General features: G+C 72.2%; 20 protein-coding genes. 8 read left to right on the top strand and 12 right to left on the bottom strand.

Annotated features, from left to right (window positions below):
* Window positions 1–37: 37 nt before the first annotated feature.
* Both ACE3Q8_RS05470 and ACE3Q8_RS05475 read right to left on the bottom strand, forming a co-directional pair.
* Complete coding sequence (locus ACE3Q8_RS05470; protein WP_374469237.1) at window positions 38–463, bottom strand: biopolymer transporter ExbD; 426 nt, start codon at window positions 461–463, stop codon at window positions 38–40.
* 192 nt (window positions 464–655) lie between these two features.
* A complete protein-coding gene (locus ACE3Q8_RS05475; protein ID WP_374469238.1) occupies window positions 656–1,099 on the bottom strand; it encodes a biopolymer transporter ExbD in 444 nt (147 codons plus the stop codon).
* Between the two features lie 160 nt (window positions 1,100–1,259).
* Between ACE3Q8_RS05475 and ACE3Q8_RS05480 the strand changes: the two genes are divergently transcribed.
* Entirely contained in the window at window positions 1,260–2,228 is a 969-nt protein-coding gene (locus ACE3Q8_RS05480; RefSeq protein ID WP_374469239.1) for a WD40 repeat domain-containing protein, read from the top strand.
* Here ACE3Q8_RS05480 and ACE3Q8_RS05485 read toward each other — a convergent pair.
* The 3 genes from ACE3Q8_RS05485 to ACE3Q8_RS05495 form a co-directional block, all read right to left on the bottom strand.
* Window positions 2,225–2,647 (bottom strand): globin domain-containing protein, encoded by a 423-nt coding sequence (locus ACE3Q8_RS05485; protein WP_374469240.1) that lies wholly within the window; start codon window positions 2,645–2,647, stop codon window positions 2,225–2,227. The two genes, ACE3Q8_RS05480 and ACE3Q8_RS05485, sit on opposite strands and share 4 nt — an antisense overlap.
* A gap of 68 nt (window positions 2,648–2,715) precedes the next feature.
* Window positions 2,716–2,949, bottom strand: a complete 234-nt coding sequence (locus ACE3Q8_RS05490) for a hypothetical protein (RefSeq protein WP_374469241.1) — start codon at window positions 2,947–2,949, stop codon at window positions 2,716–2,718.
* A 64-nt stretch (window positions 2,950–3,013) separates the two neighbouring features.
* Entirely contained in the window at window positions 3,014–3,676 is a 663-nt protein-coding gene (locus tag ACE3Q8_RS05495) for a nitroreductase (protein WP_374469242.1), read from the bottom strand.
* Between the two features lie 67 nt (window positions 3,677–3,743).
* Here ACE3Q8_RS05495 and mtgA point away from each other — a divergent pair, with 67 nt between their 5' ends.
* Complete coding sequence (mtgA, locus tag ACE3Q8_RS05500) at window positions 3,744–4,439, top strand: monofunctional biosynthetic peptidoglycan transglycosylase (RefSeq protein ID WP_374469243.1); 696 nt, start codon at window positions 3,744–3,746, stop codon at window positions 4,437–4,439.
* Between the two features lie 190 nt (window positions 4,440–4,629).
* Here mtgA and ACE3Q8_RS05505 read toward each other — a convergent pair whose 3' ends face one another.
* Window positions 4,630–4,893, bottom strand: coding sequence for a hypothetical protein (locus ACE3Q8_RS05505; RefSeq protein WP_374469244.1), 264 nt, complete (start codon window positions 4,891–4,893; stop codon window positions 4,630–4,632).
* Window positions 4,894–4,953: 60 nt separating this feature from the next.
* Window positions 4,954–5,379, bottom strand: a complete 426-nt coding sequence (locus ACE3Q8_RS05510) for a hypothetical protein (protein WP_374469245.1) — start codon at window positions 5,377–5,379, stop codon at window positions 4,954–4,956.
* A gap of 107 nt (window positions 5,380–5,486) precedes the next feature.
* On the opposite strand from ACE3Q8_RS05510, the gene ACE3Q8_RS05515 reads away from it, so the two are divergent.
* Entirely contained in the window at window positions 5,487–5,723 is a 237-nt protein-coding gene (locus ACE3Q8_RS05515) for a hypothetical protein (RefSeq protein WP_374469246.1), read from the top strand.
* On the opposite strand, the gene ACE3Q8_RS05520 is transcribed toward ACE3Q8_RS05515, so the two are convergent.
* Window positions 5,720–7,306 carry an ATP-binding protein gene (locus ACE3Q8_RS05520; protein ID WP_374469247.1) on the bottom strand — a complete coding sequence of 529 codons (1,587 nt, stop codon included), beginning with the start codon at window positions 7,304–7,306 and terminating at the stop codon, window positions 5,720–5,722. The genes ACE3Q8_RS05515 and ACE3Q8_RS05520 overlap by 4 nt on opposite strands.
* A 191-nt stretch (window positions 7,307–7,497) precedes the next feature.
* Here ACE3Q8_RS05520 and ACE3Q8_RS05525 point away from each other — a divergent pair, with 191 nt between their 5' ends.
* Window positions 7,498–7,848: a hypothetical protein gene (locus ACE3Q8_RS05525; protein WP_374469248.1), complete on the top strand. Its 351-nt coding sequence runs from the start codon at window positions 7,498–7,500 to the stop codon at window positions 7,846–7,848.
* The gene (locus ACE3Q8_RS05530) at window positions 7,845–8,843 is read left to right on the top strand and encodes an aspartyl protease family protein (protein ID WP_374469249.1); all 999 of its coding nucleotides are present in this window, start codon (window positions 7,845–7,847) and stop codon (window positions 8,841–8,843) included. The genes ACE3Q8_RS05525 and ACE3Q8_RS05530 overlap by 4 nt, the downstream gene beginning before the upstream one ends.
* A 6-nt stretch (window positions 8,844–8,849) precedes the next feature.
* Here ACE3Q8_RS05530 and ACE3Q8_RS05535 read toward each other — a convergent pair whose 3' ends face one another.
* Window positions 8,850–10,040, bottom strand: a complete 1,191-nt coding sequence (locus ACE3Q8_RS05535; RefSeq protein ID WP_374469250.1) for a hypothetical protein — start codon at window positions 10,038–10,040, stop codon at window positions 8,850–8,852.
* 235 nt (window positions 10,041–10,275) lie between these two features.
* Here ACE3Q8_RS05535 and ACE3Q8_RS05540 point away from each other — a divergent pair, with 235 nt between their 5' ends.
* Window positions 10,276–10,470 carry a hypothetical protein gene (locus tag ACE3Q8_RS05540; protein ID WP_374469251.1) on the top strand — a complete coding sequence of 65 codons (195 nt, stop codon included), beginning with the start codon at window positions 10,276–10,278 and terminating at the stop codon, window positions 10,468–10,470.
* On the opposite strand, the gene ACE3Q8_RS05545 is transcribed toward ACE3Q8_RS05540, so the two are convergent.
* Entirely contained in the window at window positions 10,467–11,852 is a 1,386-nt protein-coding gene (locus ACE3Q8_RS05545) for a M28 family peptidase (RefSeq protein WP_374469252.1), read from the bottom strand. The two genes, ACE3Q8_RS05540 and ACE3Q8_RS05545, sit on opposite strands and share 4 nt — an antisense overlap.
* Before the next feature lie 106 nt (window positions 11,853–11,958).
* Here ACE3Q8_RS05545 and ACE3Q8_RS05550 point away from each other — a divergent pair, with 106 nt between their 5' ends.
* Complete coding sequence (locus ACE3Q8_RS05550; RefSeq protein ID WP_374469253.1) at window positions 11,959–12,186, top strand: hypothetical protein; 228 nt, start codon at window positions 11,959–11,961, stop codon at window positions 12,184–12,186.
* A gap of 6 nt (window positions 12,187–12,192) precedes the next feature.
* Here the strand turns inward: ACE3Q8_RS05550 and ACE3Q8_RS05555 are convergent, their stop codons facing one another.
* Window positions 12,193–12,684, bottom strand: a complete 492-nt coding sequence (locus ACE3Q8_RS05555) for a flavodoxin family protein (RefSeq protein ID WP_374469254.1) — start codon at window positions 12,682–12,684, stop codon at window positions 12,193–12,195.
* 118 nt (window positions 12,685–12,802) lie between these two features.
* On the bottom strand, window positions 12,803–13,165 hold the full coding sequence (locus ACE3Q8_RS05560; protein WP_374469255.1) for a hypothetical protein: 363 nt from the start codon (window positions 13,163–13,165) through the stop codon (window positions 12,803–12,805).
* Window positions 13,166–13,291: 126 nt separating this feature from the next.
* On the opposite strand from ACE3Q8_RS05560, the gene gcvA reads away from it, so the two are divergent.
* Window positions 13,292–14,197 (top strand): transcriptional regulator GcvA, encoded by a 906-nt coding sequence (gcvA, locus tag ACE3Q8_RS05565; RefSeq protein WP_374469256.1) that lies wholly within the window; start codon window positions 13,292–13,294, stop codon window positions 14,195–14,197.
* Window positions 14,198–14,230 lie beyond the last annotated feature (33 nt).

A 14,230-nucleotide genomic window follows, 5' to 3' on the forward strand; every position in this document is an offset into this window, starting at 1 on the left:
GGCGAGGCCGGGCGCGGGGCCCGGCCCGCCCCCGGCGTCAGATCTCCTCGCCCACCAGGCCCACGCGCGCGTAGCCGGTGGCCTTCAGCCGGTTGATGACGGCCATGAAGGCTTCGTAGCGGACCGTCATGTCGGCCCGCACGTAGACGCGCTCGTTGCGCGGATTGGAGCCGCCGATCGCCGCGGCCAGGTCGGCCGGCAGGGTCGACAAGCTCGTCGGCTGATCGCCGACGAACACCCGACCGTCGGATTGCAGGCTGACATAGGTCGGCGGCGCCTGAGGCCGGGCGCCGGCCGGCGCCGGAGGCAGGTCGACCTTCACCGCCGTGGTGACCGGCGGGATCGACACCATGAAGATGATCAGCAGCACCAGCATGATGTCCACGAAGGGCGTCACGTTGATCTCGCTGTTCTGTTGGAGCCGGAACGGCGTCGCGCTCGAGGCCGCCAGTCGCATTCCCATCTTCAGTCTCCCTTCCATTGCGGCTCTGACGTCCGCGTACAGAGGGATCGGATACCCGCACGGCCGCGCTGTAAAGATGGAATATTGCAGAACTGCAAAATCGTGTCGTTGTCGAAACCGCCGGCGACCGGGCACGAAAAAGCCCCGCCCGGTTTCCCGAGCGGGGCTTTCCGCAAACCTAGCCGAAGAGGATCAGATCTCTTCGTTGATCAGGGCCACCTGGTAGAAGCCGTTGCCCTGCAGGGTGTTCATCACCGCCATGAAGTCGCCGTAGCGGACCGTCCGGTCGGCGCGGATGTACACGCGCTGTTCGGTCGGCGGGGTGGACGGGTCTTCCACCTGCAGGACGCCGGCCAGGTCGCCCGGCAGGCCATCGAGGCTGGTGGGACGCTCGCCGATGTAGAGGGCGCCGCCCTGCTGGATGTTCACCAGCACCGGCTCCTTCACGACCGTGCCGGGCGGCGGCGGGATCGCCGGCGGCAGGTCGAGCTTGATCGACACCGTGGCGGCCGGGATCGACACCATGAAGATGATGAGGAGCACCAGCATCACGTCCACGAACGGCGTGACGTTGATGTCGGCGTTCTGGCCGAGCGCGAACTTGTTGCCGCCCCCGCCGCCGAGCTTTGCGCCCATGCGTTTCAATCCTTCCCTGGGGCGCATGGTCGCGCCCGTCTTAGAGTCAGCCGACCTTTGGCAAGGCCTTACGAAGTTGTAAAGCCCGAAGCGGGAGAACCATGTTCCCGTAGAGGAACCGCCTTCCCCAGGTGCGTCGGGCGCTCTATGGCGAGGCGCCATGAGCACCTACGCCTTCGACGCCTACGTCACCGCCGCCCTGTTCGACAGGGCCGGCCGCGCCATGTTCGCCCTGGGCGACGGCACGGTGAGGTTCGAGTCGGGCGAGACCGTGCAGGCGCATGACGGCGCGGCGCTGGCCGGCTGCGTGCACCCCTCGGGCGAGGGCGTGATCACCGGCGGCGACGACGGACGCCTGGTCTGGTCCAAGCCCGACGGGGCCACGGAGCTGGCGAAGATGCCCGGCCGCTGGATCGACCACGTGGCCGCCTCGGCGGAGTCCAAGCTGGTCGCCTTCGCCGCCGGCCGCGAGCTGCACGTCCGCGACACCGCCGACCCGGGCTTCGCCCGCAGCTTCGCGCACGAGAAGACCGTGGCCGCCATCGCCTTCGACCCCAAGGGCCGCCGGATCGCGGCGGCGACCTACGGGGGCGCCTGGCTTTGGTACGCGCGGATCGCCGACCAGAAGCCGGTGATGCTGAAGTGGGCCGGCAGCCACGTGGCCTGCGCCTGGAGCCCGGACGGCAAGTTCCTGATCTCCTCCATGCAGGACAACCAGCTCCACGGCTGGCGCGTGGCCGACGAGAAGAACATGCGCATGGGCGGCTATCCGTCGAAGGTGAAGAGCCTGTCCTTCCTGGCCAAGGGCAGCCTGATGGCCACCTCCGGCGCCAACGGCGTGGTCGTCTGGCCGTTCGCGGGCTCGACGGGTCCGATGGGCAAGCAGGCGGCGGAGATCGGCTACGAGGAGAGCGCGCTCTCCACCGTGGTCGCCGGCCAGCCCGGCGGCAACTGGGTGGCGTGGGGCCTGGACGACGGCCGGGTGCGGGCCTGCGACCTGGCGGGCCAGCGGATCGTCAACCTCAAGGCGGAAAAGGGCGTGGCGGTCAGCGCGGTGGCGATCAGCCCCGATGCGAAGCGCGTGGCCTGGGGCGACGAGGACGGCGGCGCGGGCGTGGGCGAGGTCTAGGCCGCCCGCGGCTCCGGCTCGCAGGCCGCTTCCGCCATGGCCCGGGACAGCAGGTCGTAGGCGGCGATCCAGGCGGCCTTCGCCTGAGGCGTGAACACCTCGCCCAGGCTGGTCTCCAGCATCCAGATCAGGGTGTCCCCCATCGCCCGGTAATGCGCGGGCTGGACGGCGCAACCGCCCGCGCGGCCGAGCGCCTCGAGGCGGGCGCCGATCGTCTCGGGCCGTTCGAGCCCGTCGACCACCACCTCGATCGCGGCCATCAGCTTCTGCCCGTGGGCGGCGAGGTCGGTCTTGAACATCGGCCGGATCTCCGGCCAGGTCTCGAAAAGCCGGGCGTAGAACAGTCGCGCGGCCTGAGCGCGGATCGGCGCGACCTCTGCGAACGTCGAGCGGACGAGCTCGATCTGGTCAGGCGTCATGAGGGCCCTCGGCGTTTCCTTCGCCCCCGTACCGTATGTTCAGAAAGGCCCGAAGTCTGTGACCCGCGTCACCGGTCGATCGGCCGCCCCGCGGACCACAGCAGCCACAGCCCGTAGAGCACCAGCCCCTGGGCGAGCGCGGACGCCAGGCCGGTGAGGCCGAAGCCCAGGCCGAACAGCAGCCGCTCCGCCGTCGCCGAATGGTCGTAGGTCATCCAGACGAGGGCGCTCAGCCCCGCCGACCCGACGAGCGCCAGGATCGCCCCCGCGGCCGCCCGTCCTGCCCGTACATGCCTGACCATGCGCCTTGCTCCAGATTCGCAAGGCCATGCTGCCGCGGCCCGGGAGCCGCCGCCTTGACGCCGCTCAATCGAAACCGCGCAACTCGCCCCAGACCTCGAACGGATCGCGGGCGGCCGCCAGGGTGTTGATCGGGGCCTGCGAGTCCCGGTAGCCCATCGCCATGCCGGAGAAGAGCATGTGGTCCTCGGGCAGGCCGATCACCTCGCCCACGGTCTGCGGATAGCGCGCCCAGTACTCCTGCGCGCAGGTGTCGACGCCCCGCTCCAGCGCCAGCAGCATCACGGTCTGCATGTACATGCCGAGGTCCGCCCACTGCGGCGGGCCGAGCTTGCGGTCCAGGCAGAAGAAGACGCCCACCGGCGCGCCGAAGAACTCGCCGTTTCGGGCGAGCTGGCGCAGGCGGGCCGGCTTGTCCTCGCGCGGAATGCCGATCGTGGCGTAGAGGTCCTCGCCGTTCTGGAACCGCCGCGTGCGGAACGGGTCCCACAGGTTGGGCGGATAGACGTCGTACTCGGGCGTCTCGCCGAACGGGTTGGCCGCCACCTTGGCCTTCAGCTCGGCCAGCGGCGCGCCGCTCAGCGCATAGACCCGCCACGGCTGCAGGTTGCCCCCGGAGGGCGCCTTGGCGGCCCGCTCCAGGATGTCGCGCACCACCGCCCCCGGCACCGGGTCCGGCCGGAACGCCCGGATCGACACGCGCTTCTCCACCGCCTCGGAGACGTTCATGGCTTCCTTAACCGTCCTTGACGAGCATGCCCCTTCGGCTTCCTCCTAACACAGGCTCCCCAGCGTCATGGCAAGGTCCTCCCCGGTGCGGCGTCTTCTGACCGGCCTCGTGGTCGCCGTCCTGCTGCTGGGGTTCGTCGGCCCCGTGCTGGCGGTGGCCGTCTACCGCTTCGTGCCGCCGCCGCTGACCTTCCTGATGGTTCAGCGGGTGTTCGAGGGCCAGGGCTTCCGCCGCACCTGGGTCCCGCTGGAGGACATATCCCCCACCCTGGTGCGCGCCGTCATCGCCGCGGAGGACGCGCGCTTCTGCCGCCACATGGGCTTCGACGTCGAGGCGATCGAGAAGGCGCTGGAGTACAACGCCCAGGGCAAGAAGGTGCGCGGCGGCTCCACGATCAGCCAGCAGACCGCCAAGAACGTCTTCCTCTGGCCGCGCCGCGACTGGGTGAGAAAGGGCCTCGAGGCCTACTTCACCCTCCTGATCGAAGTCGGCTGGGGCAAGCGGCGGATCATGGAGGTCTATCTGAACTCCATCGAATGGGGCCCGGGCATCTACGGCGCGGAGGCCGCGGCCCAGCACAACTTCGGCATCTCCGCCAAGCGGCTGACGCCGGCCCAGGCGGCGCGGCTCGCCGCCATCGTCCCAAAGCCGCTGTCGTGGCAGGCGGCCAAGCCCGGCCCCTACGTGAAACGCCGCTCCGGGGCCATCAATCGCAATGCCCGCGCCGTGCGCCGCGAGGGCCTGACCGACTGCGTGCTCTAGGCGCGAGCGGCGCCATTCGCCACGCCGCCGCCACGATCGGGAGGGAGCCTCCCTGCCGCGTGCCGACGGCGAGCGCCAGTTCGCCGGCGGAGGCCAGAACGGCCCCGTTCGGTGCGACGGACCTCTCCGGTTCTCACTCCTCCTCGGGGCGGGCGCCCGGACCTGAGCCCTCCGGGCGTCCGTCCCGCTCTCACGGCTCCTCGTAGATGATCAGCCCCAGACCGAAGCGGCGGGCGCTGGCCATGGCGCGTGAGAAGTCCTCCGGCACGGCCGCCTCGTCGGTCACCTCGCCGGTGCGCAGCCACCGCACGTCGGACCACTGCCGCTCCGCCAGCGCGGCGTGCGCGCCCTGCTCGGCGGCGGCTTCGTCCGGGGCCTCCACGAACGCGAGCACGGTCAGCCGCGCCGGGTCCGGCGGCTCACGGCCTTCGAGGGTGACGACGAAGATGGACAAGGCGGCTCCCCGGCAAGCGCGCAGGTTGAGGGGATTCGGCCCCGGCCCGGAGGGTGTGCGTCAGCTTCCGGGGCCGTTGGCCGGCCGTTGGACGCCCTTCACGAGCTTCAACTGGATCGGCACGCCCGCCAGGTCCTTGCCGGTCCAGGTGGCGCCCACGTCGCCCTGGGCCGGGAAGTGCGTGCAATAGGAGATCGGCGCCGGGAACGGCCGGTGCTGCTTGAGGCAGACCTTGTCGCCCTTCAGGCTCCAGCGTCCGGACGAGGGCTTGCCGCGCCGGCCCACCGCCTCGTAGGCGCCGTCCTCGTGCAGCCAGATGCGCTGGTGGCGTCCGTCGGGATAGGTGGCGAGCACCGTATTTCCGAAGGCGGCGGCCACGTCCTCCAGGGTGCCGGCCTGGGCGTTCAGCGCCGAGAAGGCCACCCAGCCGCCGAGCGCGAGCCTGATGAGGGTTCGGGCCCGACCGCCCTTCGACCGCATTCGCATGACCGCGTTCAACAAGCTGATCTTCCTCCGGTTCCAAACCCCCGACTGGACTCCTGGCCGCTGGCGGGTGAACTGGAGATGACAAGAGTGAGCGGAGCGAGCCCCCCATGAACGACGAGACCCCCATTTCGGCCGACGCCGAGCGGGCGGGCATGCTGGCGGCGCTGCACGCGATCATTGTGGGCACGCTGTCCACCCTGAAGCGCAAGGGCGTGCTCTCCGCGGAAGAGCTCGACCAGCTCTTCGAAGCCGGGCTGATCACCTTCGAGCGCGGCGAGCAGGACGAGACCAAGCAGGCCGCGCGGCTGACCCTGGAGATCCTGGCGCGCTCGCTGCGCGGCTAGCCGGCGACGGCCTCCGCGGAGGCCGGCTCCACCTCGAACAGGGCGTTGATGGCCGCGAGCAGGCGTTCCGGCTTGATCGGCTTCTCCACCACGCCGTTCATGCCGGCCATGCGGTAGAAGCCGGCGTCGGTTGGGGCGGCGTTGGCGGTGAGGGCCAGGATCGGGACCTTGGACGCCGGCCCGGCGCTGGATCGGATCGCCCGCGCCGCCTCCACCCCGTTCATGCCTGGCATGTTGATGTCCATCAGCACGAGGTCGAAGCGGCCGGTGACGACGGCGTCGACCGCCTGGCCGCCGTCCGGCGCCTCCTCGCTGGTGCAGCCGAAGATCTCCAGGAGGCTGCGGGCGACCAGCCGGTTGGTGGCGTTGTCGTCGGCGATCAGCACGTGCAGGGCGCTGCGGCGCGCCTCGGGCTGGGCCTGCGCCGCCGGCTCGGCCGGAGCGGGGACCCGGAACAGCGGCGCCTCGAAGGCGAACACAGCCCCACCCCCAGCCCGGTTTTCCGCCCGGATCGTCCCGCCCGTCCGCTCGACGATCTGCTGGCAGACCGCCAGGCCCAGGCCCGCGCCGCCCCGGCGCACGCCCTCCTCGGTCTGCTGGAAGGGCTCGAAGATGCTGGTCAGCCGGTCGGGCGGCACGCCGGGGCCGTCGTCGCAGACCCGGGCGCTGAGCTGGAGGCAGCCGCCGTCGGCGGCCTGCGCCGTGATCCGCACCTCCACGCGCCGGGCCGCGAACTTCATGGCGTTGCCCACCAGGTTGTTCAGCACCTGGCGCAGCCGGACGCGGTCGCCCAGCACCCAGGCGTCCTGCGGACCCTCGTAGGTCACCTCGAAGGCGAGCTGCTTCAGCTCCGCCTGCGGCGCCCAGAGGGCCAGCACGTCGTCCGCCAGGCCGGCGGCCAGCACCGGATCCTCCTCGAGTTCCAGCCCGGAGTGCTCGGCCCGCGACAGGTCCAGGGCGTCGTTCAGCAGGCGCAGCAGCACCTCGCCCGACTCCACGATGGTGTCGATCAGCGGCAGAAGCTCGGCCTGTCGGCTCTTGCGCCGCACGATCTCGGCCACCGCCAGGACGCCGTTCAGCGGCGTGCGGATCTCGTGGCTCATCACCGCCAGGAAGCGGCCGCGGGCGGCCAGCGCCGCGTTGGCGAGCCGGCTGGACTCCTCGGCCGCCGCGGCCAGGCGCGCGGTCTGGGCGGAGGCGGCCTGCAGCAGGGCGAGCATCGAGCCCACCCCCGCGTAGCGGCCGGCGCAGGTGACGATGAAGCCGTGCAGGAGCGACGAGGGGCTCTCCTCCAGCACCCGGCCGCAGAACTCCGCCACCGTCACGTCGCCGTCCGCGATCACCGGATCGCGCTTCATCCAGGCGGCGATGGGACGCCGGGACCACAGGGCGTGGCCGTACTGCGCGGCCATGCGCACCAGGAAGTCGTTGCGCTCGATGATGCCGGTGGGCCGGCCCTCCGCATCCACGACGGCGATGGCCATGGTGTCCGGCTCGAGCTGGAAGCGCTCGTAGATGTGCGCCCCCGTCACCTCTTCCGTGACCGGAGGTATATAGGGCGCGATGTCGAGTAATAGGCTCATGCCGCTCCGCCGAACTGGCGAGCCTAATCACACGCTGAGGTCTAACGATACGTTGATTGCACAACTCACTGTTGTGAACATTATGTGACGACCTTACGAAAGCCCTGACGAGCACACCGCGCTCTCGCCGAGCTGGGCGGGTGAACCGGCGCCGCCGCCACGGGTTTCCCTCCGACAGGAGACGCCAGCCCATGACCCACATCGACCCCGGAGCGCCCCAGCGGCGCGGCTCCACCACCGCCCAGCTCCGCGACGACATCCAGAGCGGCCGGACCGGCGACAAGGTCGCCGGCTTCGATCCCGCCGCCTCCCCGCTCGGCACGGACGACGAGGCGGCCGGAACGCCGCCCTCGCCGGAGGTGGTGGACCACGCCCGCAGGCAGGAACGGGTCGGCCGGCCGACCAGCGCCTCGTCCAACGCCGCCACCCCCGATCTGCAGCCGGACGCCCGCATGGCCGACCGGAAGGGCATGCTGATCGGCGTGGCGGCGGGGATCGGGGCCGCCGCGGCCCTCGCCATCGCCCTCGTCGCGGCGCTTTGAACCGACGGGCGCTCCTAGGCCAACTCGGGCTCCTCGCCGCCGGCGGGGCGGGCGTCTGGTTCCTGCGCGAGCGCCTCGCCTGGCCCCTGCCGGAGGTGGCGTTCCGCGGCGGCGGCGACACCACCGGCTGGCTGCCGCTGCCGGAGCCCGGCGGAATGGTCGACCTGCCGGCCTTGGTGGGCGGCCGGCACATCCGGGTGGTTCTGGACTCCGGCGCTCAGTACTCGGCCATCGACGCCGGCCTCGCCGCCGAGCTCGCCCTGCCGGCCGGCAGCCCCGTGCCGATGCTGGCCTTCGGGGTGAGCGGCCAGCCGAGCGTGACCCGCTCCGTCCGCCTCGACCTCGACCTGGGCGCCCTGACGCTGAGGGGACTGCGCGCGGCGACGCTCGACCTGCACCCCCTCTCGCGCCTGACCCGCCGGCCGTTCTCCATGCTGCTCGGCCGTGACCTGCTGCGCACCGTGGTGGCCGAGATCGACTTCCCCCGCGCCCGCGCCGCCTTCTGGCGCGCGTCGGCCTGGACGCCGGGAGGGGACTGGCGGGCGGTGACGGTGCGGCCCGGGCCGGCGCACGCGCTGATGGCCGAGGTGCAGGTGGAGGAGGCGCCGCCGCTGGACGTGATGGTCGACACCGGCGCCACCGGCGGCCTCGCGCTGTCCGAGAAGGCGGCCACGGCCGCCGGACTGCTGACCGGCCGCCCCGTGCGCAGCGGGCGCTCGGTGACCCTGGGCGGCGTGAGCCAGGACCGGATGGTCGAGGCCCGCCATGTCCGGTTCGCCGGCCACCGCTTCGAGGACATGGACGTGCAGGTCTTCGCCCCCGCCGTCAGCGGACCCATCCCCGACGGCCTCCTTGGGCTCGGCATCCTGCGGCGCTTCCGCGTCGCCCTCGACCACTCCCGGGCGCGCATGTTCCTGATGGGGCCCTACGAGACGCCGGCGCGCCGCGTCCGGCGGGTGCGCATCACGCCCCGGCCGGGCGTGGCGGACGAGTAGGGGCGCCTAGTCGCGCCCCTTGCCCTTGCCGCCACCCTTGTCGCCACCCTTCTCACCGCCGCCGCCACCACCGTGGCCGCCTCCCCCGCCGTGGCCGTGACCCTTGCCGGGCCCACCGTCGTGGCCGCCGCGCGCCTCGTGCGGCGGGCCGCCGCCGCGATCCTCCCGACCGCGCGGCCCGCCGCCGTCCCAGCGCCGGTTGTCGGCCACGGCCACCGGACGGGTCTCCGGCCCGTGGCGACCCCCGGCCTCGTGGCCCCGGCCGCGGCCAGGATGGTCGTCGCGCCCGCGACGCGGCTCCGCCCGCGGCGGCGCGTGCGCCACGCGGACCTCGCGGTCAGCCCCGCGCACCGCCCGGCGGTAAGCCTTGTCCTCGGCCTTGGCGTAGCGCGCCTCGAGCTTGTCCATGGCCTTCGCGCGGCGTTCGCGCTCCTTCTCGAAGGCCCGCAGCTCCCGCTCGCCGCTGGCGACACGGTAGCTCCGCCACGGCTCCACCCGGTCGGCCGCGGCCATCCACGGTTCCCACGACGTCCGCATGACCGGGTAACGGTCCTCCCAGCGGTCGTACCAAAGCGGATCGTCGGCCAGGGCGTACCGGGGCTCGCCGTAGTAGACCCGGCGCATGTCGTGGCCGCGATTGAGGTAGGCCCCGGCCACGCCGGACAAACCGTAGAGCTGGTCGGCCCCCAGCAGGGCGCCGGCGGCGGAGAAGACGGCCGTGAGCACGCCGTCGTCCCCGTAGGCGTAGCCGTATCGCGGGTCGCGGACGAAGTAGGGGTAATCCTCGCCGGGCTCGTAATAGTAGAAGCGGTAACCGTCATCGAGCGGCTCGGCGAACATCAGTTCGTCGCCCGCGGTCTGCCAGGCCCAGGGCTCCACCTCGCCATACCGGAAGCCGTAGTCCGGGGGCGCCTGCCAGGCGACGCGGTCATAGGCGTAGGCGCGCTCGGCCAGGGCGTAGCCGTCGTAGGGCTGGCCCACCGGCGCGACGCGGGCCGCCTCCGCCGGGTCCAGTGGTCCGAGCGCGTAGGGGTAGCCGCCGGCGAGCGGCTGGCCGGCGGCGGCATAGAGCGGGGCGGGCTCGTCGCGGGCGAGCAGCGGCCGGCTGTCCACCTTGCAGCCGGCGAGGCCCAGGGCGATCGCGGCGCTCCCCATCGTCAGGGAGAGGCGGCGGAGATTTCTGGAAGCAGCGGGCATGGTCCAATCCGGGTTGCGCGCCGAGGCGCGGCCATCGTCCCTCTGGAATCCCCTGGCGCGTCGGTCGCCAGGCGTGACAACCCGCGAGCCGCCCGTGCGGTTGCGCCGCTCCCGCGATCCGTTGTGTTCGCGACCGAGGTGTGCGCAGGCTGATCCCAGCCGCCACGTATCCCCTGGCCAGTGGCGGCCAGAGAGACGAGTCGCGCTCCCGCCCCCCTCACGTGGAGCCCGCGTCGTGCCCAGAGTGCTTACCCGATGTCCGCAGACCGGCCAGGTGGTGCCCACCCGCCTGTCGATGGACGCGAGCACCTTCAAGCTGATCCGGCTGTCGGGCCAGCGCTATGACTGCCCGGTCTGCAAGACCGCCCACAGTTGGGAGCACGAGGACGCCTGGGTGGAGACCGACGTCCGCGCGCCCGGCAAGGCCTAGGGGGCCTTCGGCGCCTCGTGCGCCCAGCGCCCGGGAACGCCGGGGAAGACCACCGGGCTCTCGTGCCCGTCCCGGCCGACGGCGCTCACCCCGAAGAACCAGTCATCGATGTTGACGCCCGCGAGCTTGGTCTCGCCGGTGGGCGGCACGAGCCGGCTGTAGCGCCAGGTCGGATCCGTCGTGCCGCGCCACCACACCCGGTAGGCCACGGCGTCAGGGGCCGGCGTCCACTTCACCGTGGTGTCGGCCGAGACGGCGCCGGAGATCTCCACGCCGGTCGGCGGGGCCGGGGCGGCGGCGAGCGCCGCCAGCCCCAGGATGTTCAGCCGGGTCACCTGCGCGAGATATGGGAAGTCGACGCCGTCGATCGTGTCGCCGAAGCGGATCCCCTTCTCGGTGCGCAGGTCCTGGTGCTGGCGGTTGTAGTTCTCCACCGCCTCGGTGATGCGCACGGCCGGGAAGCCGGCCTCCAGCATCCGCACCTGGTCGCCGCCCCGACTGAAGCGGTCGGTCCGGTAGACCATCACCACGTCGAGGTTCGCGAGATAGCGGTCGGCGAGGCCGTCCAGGTAGCGCGCCACCTGCCGGGAGGGGCTGTCCACCTCGCCGCCGTTGTAGCGCCGGCGGTTGGCCTCCTCCGGCGTCTCGGTAGCCTTGGTGCCTTCCGAGAAGACGCGCACGTGGGTGTTGTCGCGGGCGCCGCCGATACCTTCGGTGTTGCCGACGATGTCGTTGTTGAGGTTGGCGACCACCTGCCAGCCCTGCTGGCGGGCGTAATCCGCGAGGATCTTGCCGCCGTGCAGCCCCTGCTCCTCGCCGGAGAGCGCGGCGTAGACGATAGTCGCGCCGAACCTGTGCCTGGACAGCACCCGCGCGGCCTCGATCACCGCCGCCACGCCCGAGGCGTCGTCATTGGCGCCCGGAGCGTCCGACTTGAAGTCCATGACGTCGGTGACCCGGCTGTCCAGGTGCCCCGAGATGATCACCACCCGGTTCGGATCGCTCGTGCCGCGCTGGATGGCCAGCACGTCGACGATCTCGGTGGGCGTGGGCACCCGCGGCGGCGCCGTCACCACCGCCGACGGCGTGGCGATCGTCAGGCAGCCGCCGCAGTCGCGGGCGATGGCGCCGAACTCCGCGGCGACCCAGCGCCGCGCGGCGCCGATACCGCGCTTTTCGGACTTGGCGTCGGAGAGGGTGTGGCGGGTCCCGAAGGCGACCATGCGGGCGATGTCGGCCCGCAGCCGCTCGGTCGAGACCTGCGCCGGCAGGTCGCGCAGCAGCGTGGGCTCGGCAGGCAGCGTCGGCACGGCGGGCGCCTGGGCGGCGGCGGGCAGGGCGGAGAGGACGGCCGCGGCGGCGGCGAGCAGGGCGGTGCGCATGGCGGGCAACCTAGCGGGAAATCCCGCCGCCGCCAGGGCCGCGCGGAGGCTCATCTGCAACCCCCGCGTCCCGGCGCGCATTCCACAAGCGTCGCCGGAGGAAGGGATGCCGCACATGCTCCAGGCAAAAGTCCTCTACGCCTTCTACTGCTCGGGGGAGGATGGCGAGCCCATGGGCTTCCAGGCGCACGAGCTCGCGTCCGACGATCTCGCGCTCCAAACGGCGGGGGCGCTGATGCAGCGGACGCCCGACGTTCACCAGATCAGCGTCTGGTCCGGAGTCCGGCCGGTGCTCACCCTGGTCCGGCCCGAGGCGCCCGGGCTCTCCTTCTAGATCGGCTCAGAAGATCCCCATCGCCAGGCCAGCGGCCAGGGCCTGCCCCACCTCCTCGCAGCGGGCGAGCTCCGGCGGCGCGATTGTCTTCGGGGCCTGGATGGCCGGCCGGTCCTGCGCGCCGGTGACCACCACGACCGGCTCGGCCGCCGGCTTCAGTCGCCAGCCGGTGGCGATCCTGCCCACCTGCCGGACCACGCCCTGACCGTCCGAGCCGGCGCAGACGAGGAGCGCATAGGGCCGGCCCGCCACCCGGTCGAGGACGTCGTAGTAGGTCCGATCGAAGAACTCCTTCATGGCTCCCGACAGCGAGGCGAGGTTCTCCGGGGCGACGAACACATAACCGTCGGCGCCCAGCACGTCGGCCGCGAGCGCGGTCTCTGCAGGGAGCAGGCGCACGGCGACCTCGCCTTCCGCGCCGGCGCCACGGGCGGCCGCCTCGGCCATCTGCCGCGAGCCCCCGGTGCGGGAATGCCAGACGATGAGCAGGGTCTTCATGGCCGGCAGCCTAGCGCGGTTCGCGGCGGCCGGGCTCGGGCCAAAAGGAAAGGGGCGGCCCCCGGCGGGACCGCCCCATCCTCAAGTCCGCGGGCGCGGTGGGGTCGCGCCGGGGGCCTCAAGGAGTCCGGGCCTGGACGATGGGCTGGGCGCCCAGCGTCAGGGTGACTTGGCGGCCGGCGAGTTCGGCCGGCACGGGAGCGACCTTCAGCCGGCGCAGGGCCTGCTCCACCGCCCGATCGGCGGCGAGGTCGCCGGTGCTCTCGGCGAGGTGCACGTTCTGCAGGCGGTCGCCGCTCAGCACGCCGCGCACCTTCACCATCCCGTCGGGCAGGATGACGCCGCTGTTGGCGAGCTTGGCGTCGGCCTGGGCCGAGACGCTGGCCACATAGGCCTGGTGGAAGGCCGCCGGGGCGGCGCGGACGCCTTCGACGCTGAGCAGCAGCGAAGCGACGCCGAGCACGAGAAGCTTGGTCCTCATGGTTCTAAGTCCTTGATCTGGCGATGAGTTGGGCGGCGCCGTCGAAAGAGGATTTAGGATCTGCAGGCCCCGGAGACGAACGATAGATTTTGCCCTCGGTTGTTACCTGCGCTAACAACCTTGGGCGTGAGCATCCGCCTTCCGCCCTTCTTCGCCCTGCGCGCCCTGGAGGCCGCGGCCCGCCACCGGAGCTACAGCCGGGCGGCCGAGGAGCTGTCGGTCACGCACGGCGCGGTCAGCCAGCAGATCCGTCGGCTGGAGGAGGAACTGGGCGCGCGCCTGTTCGAGCGCCGTGGCAACGCGATGATCCCCACCGCCGAGGCCGAGCGCCTGGCGCGCGAGGTGGGCCGCGGGCTGGGCGTGCTGCAGAACGCCGTGGCCGAGTTCGCCGCCGCCGCCGAGCGCGATCCCCTGGTCGTCAGCCTGGACCCGCAGTTCGCCAACCGCTGGCTGCCGCCCCGCCTGCCGCGGCTCCTGGAGCATCCGGCGGGCAAGAACATCGAGCTGCGGGTGGAGGAGCGGCGCGCCAACTTCGTGACCGACGGGGTGGATGTGGGCGTGCGCTACGGCGCGGGCCGCTGGGACGACGTGGAGGCCACGCACCTCTTCACCGAGACCCTGCTGCCGGTGTGCAGCCCGGCCATGGCCGCCGCCCGGACCTGGTGCTGCCCCGAAGACCTGCTGAACGCCACCCTGCTGCACCATCGGCACCGTCCGTGGAGCCTCTGGTTCAGCCAGTTCGGCATCGAGCCGCCGCCGGCCCAGGGCGTGGTGTTCGAGGACTCGGTGATGCTGCTGGAGGCCGCCGCCCAGGGTGTCGGCGTGGCGCTGGCCCGCAGCGGGCTCATCGAGCAGGACCTCAGGACGGGACGCCTCGTGCGGCCCTTCGAGCTCAGCGTGCCCTCCGAGCTCGGCTTCTTCATCGTCTGGCGGCCGGACAGCCGGAAGCTGACGCGGATACACGCCCTGCGCGAGTGGCTCCTGGCCGAAGCGGCAGCCGCGCAACCCCAGCAAGAGCTCGAAGGGGCCTAGGCGCCACAGTGCAGCTCCCGGTCACGCTGCGCC

The sequence above is a fragment of the Phenylobacterium sp. genome (assembly GCF_041913825.1).
Classification (GTDB): Bacteria; Pseudomonadota; Alphaproteobacteria; order Caulobacterales; family Caulobacteraceae; genus Phenylobacterium.

What these genes read in the sequence shown, in the direction of transcription:
- ACE3Q8_RS05560 (WP_374469255.1), bottom strand. Translation starts at nt 13,165, where the DNA reads ATGAGGACCAAGCTTCTCGTGCTCGGCGTCGCTTCGCTGCTGCTCAGC.
- ACE3Q8_RS05470 (WP_374469237.1), bottom strand. Translation starts at nt 463, where the DNA reads ATGGGAATGCGACTGGCGGCCTCGAGCGCGACGCCGTTCCGGCTCCAA.
- ACE3Q8_RS05535 (WP_374469250.1), bottom strand. Translation starts at nt 10,040, where the DNA reads ATGCCCGCTGCTTCCAGAAATCTCCGCCGCCTCTCCCTGACGATGGGG.
- ACE3Q8_RS05475 (WP_374469238.1), bottom strand. Translation starts at nt 1,099, where the DNA reads ATGGGCGCAAAGCTCGGCGGCGGGGGCGGCAACAAGTTCGCGCTCGGC.
- ACE3Q8_RS05520 (WP_374469247.1), bottom strand. Translation starts at nt 7,306, where the DNA reads ATGAGCCTATTACTCGACATCGCGCCCTATATACCTCCGGTCACGGAA.
- mtgA (WP_374469243.1), top strand. Translation starts at nt 3,744, where the DNA reads ATGGCAAGGTCCTCCCCGGTGCGGCGTCTTCTGACCGGCCTCGTGGTC.
- ACE3Q8_RS05495 (WP_374469242.1), bottom strand. Translation starts at nt 3,676, where the DNA reads ATGAACGTCTCCGAGGCGGTGGAGAAGCGCGTGTCGATCCGGGCGTTC.
- ACE3Q8_RS05550 (WP_374469253.1), top strand. Translation starts at nt 11,959, where the DNA reads ATGCCGCACATGCTCCAGGCAAAAGTCCTCTACGCCTTCTACTGCTCG.
- ACE3Q8_RS05555 (WP_374469254.1), bottom strand. Translation starts at nt 12,684, where the DNA reads ATGAAGACCCTGCTCATCGTCTGGCATTCCCGCACCGGGGGCTCGCGG.
- ACE3Q8_RS05525 (WP_374469248.1), top strand. Translation starts at nt 7,498, where the DNA reads ATGACCCACATCGACCCCGGAGCGCCCCAGCGGCGCGGCTCCACCACC.
- ACE3Q8_RS05480 (WP_374469239.1), top strand. Translation starts at nt 1,260, where the DNA reads ATGAGCACCTACGCCTTCGACGCCTACGTCACCGCCGCCCTGTTCGAC.
- ACE3Q8_RS05485 (WP_374469240.1), bottom strand. Translation starts at nt 2,647, where the DNA reads ATGACGCCTGACCAGATCGAGCTCGTCCGCTCGACGTTCGCAGAGGTC.
- ACE3Q8_RS05515 (WP_374469246.1), top strand. Translation starts at nt 5,487, where the DNA reads ATGAACGACGAGACCCCCATTTCGGCCGACGCCGAGCGGGCGGGCATG.
- ACE3Q8_RS05545 (WP_374469252.1), bottom strand. Translation starts at nt 11,852, where the DNA reads ATGCGCACCGCCCTGCTCGCCGCCGCCGCGGCCGTCCTCTCCGCCCTG.
- ACE3Q8_RS05490 (WP_374469241.1), bottom strand. Translation starts at nt 2,949, where the DNA reads ATGGTCAGGCATGTACGGGCAGGACGGGCGGCCGCGGGGGCGATCCTG.
- ACE3Q8_RS05510 (WP_374469245.1), bottom strand. Translation starts at nt 5,379, where the DNA reads ATGCGAATGCGGTCGAAGGGCGGTCGGGCCCGAACCCTCATCAGGCTC.